Origin of the sequence: Natranaerobius trueperi, assembly GCF_002216005.1 — a bacterium.
Classification (GTDB): domain Bacteria; phylum Bacillota; class Natranaerobiia; order Natranaerobiales; family Natranaerobiaceae; genus Natranaerobius_A; species Natranaerobius_A trueperi.
The window spans coordinates 1-4,252 of the sequence record NZ_NIQC01000056.1 but is presented as its reverse complement, the minus strand read 5'-3'; the positions used below and the strand labels follow the sequence as shown (position 1 = coordinate 4,252).

Annotated in this window: 5 protein-coding genes; 3 read left to right on the top strand and 2 right to left on the bottom strand. The window is 32.2% G+C overall.

Going from position 1 to position 4,252, the window contains the following annotated elements:
- Positions 1–209: 209 nt before the first annotated feature.
- The gene (locus CDO51_RS13960) at positions 210–350 is read right to left on the bottom strand and encodes a hypothetical protein (protein WP_158212470.1); all 141 of its coding nucleotides are present in this window, start codon (positions 348–350) and stop codon (positions 210–212) included.
- A gap of 1,252 nt (positions 351–1,602) precedes the next feature.
- On the opposite strand from CDO51_RS13960, the gene CDO51_RS12910 reads away from it, so the two are divergent.
- Positions 1,603–2,115, top strand: coding sequence for an FmdE family protein (locus tag CDO51_RS12910; protein WP_089024635.1), 513 nt, complete (start codon positions 1,603–1,605; stop codon positions 2,113–2,115).
- 16 nt (positions 2,116–2,131) lie between these two features.
- Positions 2,132–2,701: a hypothetical protein gene (locus tag CDO51_RS12905; RefSeq protein WP_089024634.1), complete on the top strand. Its 570-nt coding sequence runs from the start codon at positions 2,132–2,134 to the stop codon at positions 2,699–2,701.
- A gap of 54 nt (positions 2,702–2,755) precedes the next feature.
- Here CDO51_RS12905 and CDO51_RS12900 read toward each other — a convergent pair whose 3' ends face one another.
- A complete protein-coding gene (locus CDO51_RS12900; protein WP_089024633.1) occupies positions 2,756–3,424 on the bottom strand; it encodes a peroxiredoxin in 669 nt (222 codons plus the stop codon).
- A gap of 220 nt (positions 3,425–3,644) precedes the next feature.
- Here CDO51_RS12900 and CDO51_RS12895 point away from each other — a divergent pair, with 220 nt between their 5' ends.
- A complete protein-coding gene (locus tag CDO51_RS12895; protein ID WP_089024632.1) occupies positions 3,645–4,115 on the top strand; it encodes a YbaK/EbsC family protein in 471 nt (156 codons plus the stop codon).
- Positions 4,116–4,252 lie beyond the last annotated feature (137 nt).

Sequence of the window (4,252 nt, the reverse complement as noted above, 5' to 3'; positions counted from 1 at the left end):
AGTTTACCTTGTTTCATCATTTCTCTTACTTGCTTTTTGTCTATTAAATTCATAACGGTGCAAACCTCCCATTCTATTTTTATTATACATCATTTCGGAAGGTTTACACCGTTTATTTTACACTCTCTAAATTAAAGAATAGGACGGCAGAACAGCCGTCCTATTCTTAATTTGAACCATGACAAGATTCATACATTCTTTCTAGCTCTTCATCTGACATATTTAGATGATGATCTCATAAAAGGAAACATTTCTTTAAAGTTTAATTCTTCACTGGAATTATCTACTTGTGCAAATGCTACAGTTCCTACAGTCATTACTAGTAAAACTACTGAAACTATTCCTATCACTTTTATTCATACTACTCCTCCTTTCTAGAGTTGTCATTCTTCGTTTTTATTTACCTTGTTTATCGTGGTCGTGACTCCTACGACACGAGCAACATTTCATAAAAAACATCATCCCAACTAAAAGAAGGGGACACAGTAGAATTTCGAAGTTAACAGATAACATCAGGCATTCTTTTCTTACCTCCCGTTTTTTATGGTTCTTATGATTTTTTACACTATGATTTTGGTCACGTTTTTCTTGTTTTAAATCACAACAATCTAATTTTTTACCCTGATTTGCTTTTTTAGTTTTTTATAAACTTTTGGATAAGCTTTTTCATTAGAAACACCTCCAAATGTGGTGAAGACACAACTACTAGGTCGGTATATGGCAATTATCTCTAACTTTTATGGTTCTACCGGCTTAGTATGATTTTGTGTTTGGTCATTGTCATAAGATGGAGTAATCTTAGCTTTCTTTAATCTTTTTCTATATTTGTTGCAATTCTTCCATCCTCTAAAATAATTAATACAGTACCATCTATAATTCCAGCTACATCATCAACTACACTCTCTCTAAGTCCGTCTTTATAGATAACCCCCTCCCAAATTTCATTTGAAATTTATGATATGCCCCAACTTGTAATATTTAAACAAAGAAAGGGACTGAAATTAGCACTACCTGTACCTAAATCAGTTTCACCTATTAATAATTGAAAGAGTCGTCACGCATTATCTTGACTTTAGTCATAAGAAGTGGCGACATCTGTTGGATGAAATAATACTTTATATCTCTTGGTAACGCCTTTTAACCTATTTCTATATCTTGACATATGCTATTATATAATTGTGTGGTTGCATCTAGGAGAAGTTACTTATGAAAGAGAATATGTTTATAATACCTAGTATCATATAGTCTAGTGTACTAATTAACACAAGATACTATAAAAAAAGTCCAATATGGTTAAAGCATTAAAGGGTGTTAGTGCAAAGCTATTATTATAAGCTGACCAGAAATAAAACTAAAGCTTAGGGATAGACTCTTATGGAGTCCTAGCTACTTTATAGCTAATGAGAAGATTTTAGTGAAAAAGATTTCTTGAATAAATTATTTTCACATATATAAGCGAAAACCTAGTTATAGTTAGTGAAGATATTGGTCAGAATTTTTCGGTCTGAGAAACAGGAAATTCTAGTAGTAATACTAGAAGCTCGGTTCACAATTTTTCCACAATATTTTATCCTAGTAGTAAACTTAAGGGAGGAATATTTTATGAATAAATGGAATGAAGTTACTAAATTTCATGGTCATGAATGTCCAGGTCTTGCTATTGGATATCGACTAGCTCTAGATGCTCTTAAAATACTAAAAGTTGATAAATCGGTAGACGAAGAATTACTAGCAATAATAGAGACTGACGCATGCGGAGCTGATGCAATACAAGTTTTAACAGGTTGTACTTTTGGTAAAGGAAACTTCTTTTTTAAAGATTTAGGAAAACATGCTCTTACTTTAATATCTAGAGATAAAAATCAAGGTGTTAGGTTAGGACTTAAATATGGTGTTTTAACCGGAAAAAATCGAAATGATAAGATTGACAATATTTTTAGTCTTTCAACAGAAAAGCTATTCACTATTAAATACTATGATTCCATAAATGATAAACCTGATAAAGCAGTAATTAATGAATCTTACCAATGTATTAATTGCAAGGAAGCTGTCATGAAGACGCGTACTAAAAATAAAACAGGTAATACCCTTTGTATAACCTGTTCAGAAAATTAAAAAGAGGAGGCGGATTATGCCTAATAAATTAGCAAAGTTAATTAGCATTCTCACTGTTGTACCAATGATAGCTCTATTAGTTATCACTTTAATCTATCTCAATTATAGTACATTCTTTAATAATAGTTTAAGTTGGTTCTTAATGTCTAATCTTTTTTTAGTAATTATTCCTCTTTCAGCTTACATTCTAAAAAAATATATTCCGAAATATAATATTCAAGGTAGAAAAGGAGAACGAAAACTCGCCTTTACCATGGCAGCTTTAGGACAAATCACAGGCGCCGTAACGGTAGTTTCATTTGATGGTCCACAAGGTGTGAAACTTCTATTTTTAACATATGTCTTAGCTGGTCTCATATTAACTACTTGTAATACACTAATTAATTATAAAGCAAGTGGACACGCCTGCGGAGTTGCAGGTCCCTTAACATTTTTAAGTTATTTTCTCGGAAGAACCTACTTATCCTTATTTATTTTATTACCCATAGTATTCTGGGCTAGATTATACTTAAAAAGACATACTATAGGGGAGTTATGTTTAGGAGCTATGATAGGAATTTTCGCTACTATTACTGTAGTTTACTAAAATTTAGCAGGTCTATTTAAAAGGAGCATATTTCTATGCTCCTTTTAAAATATTCTATAGTTTTTTGTAGCAAAACCACCAGTCTTTACACTCTATTTCATTTGATTCAGCCTGTTTCATCCTATCTTTAGCCTCTTCCTCCGTGCTTGCAGGTGGAATAATCGCTTTATCAGCAAGGATTGGATTATTTGGCCAATTCTCAGGAAGTGCAACTCCATTCTGCTCATGAGTTTGAAGAGCTTTAATTGATCTTAATATTTCATCAATATTTCTACCTATTTCTTGTGGATAATATTTAATTAATCTCAAAATCCCTTTATCATCGACTACAAATACAGCACGGACAGTATTTGTACCCTTATTTGGATGAAGCATTCCTAATTGTTTTGATACTTCTCCCATTTCATCCGCAATTACTGGGAAAGGAATTTTAACTTCAAAATTCTCATTAATCCATTCTACCCACTTTATATGTGAAAATACCTGGTCCACAGATAATCCTATGAGTTCTGTATTTAATTTCTTAAACTCTTCACTTTTCTTAGCAAAGCCAACAAATTCAGTTGTACAAACTGGAGTGAAATCCCCAGGGTGACTAAATAGGACAAACCATTTCCCCTCATAATCTTGAGGTAATTTTAAAGTACCATGCGTTGTTTGAACCTCAACATTAGGAAACGCCTCTCCTAATAATGGCATTCTGAAACTTTCTTGATTTTGCATACGACCTTCCTCCTTTTTGTTATTAGTAACTGTTATTATTACTATATCAAGTATATCTACTTTAGTCAATAGAGTTTTAAAATTTATTGTATAAACTTTAAATTCTTCCATAACTATATATTTCTAAAAACACAAAATTCGAACTTAACTATTTCCATTTATATACATATATATGATAATATATATAGGAGTAACTAAAGTGATAAAGGAGTGAAGAGTTATGATAGAAACAAAAGAACGAGTTAAAGACTATATCAGTTCATTTGATTTAGAGGTTATTGAGTTTAATGAGGGAACTACTAAAACTGCTCAGATGGCAGCTGAACAATTAGGGGTAACAGTTGGGCAAATAGCAAAATCTATTTTATTTTTAGTAGATGACAATCCAGTATTAGTTGTCACTAGTGGTGATGTTAAAGTACATACTAGTTCATTAAAAAAAATATTAGGAGCTAAACCCAAAATGGCAAAACATGAAGAATGTCTACAAATAACAGGATTTTCACCCGGTGGGTTATGTCCCTTTGCTCTAAAACACCCTGTAAGTATTTTGATAGATGAAAGTATGAGAAGGTTCGAAGTTGTTTATACTGCAGCAGGAACTGCTAATACTGCTGTTCCTATAACAATTGACAAGCTAGCTACCATTACTAATGGAGAGTTAGTAGATGTTTGTAAAAAAAATGATTAATGCATAGTTTAAATCGAGTAGGAGGTAGATAATTAATTTATCTACCGACCTCTCACACCACCAAGCATACCGTCCGGTACTTGGCGGTTCAATGATTTAAGTGCAGTACCTCGTATCTTTTGGATATGTCATCATAT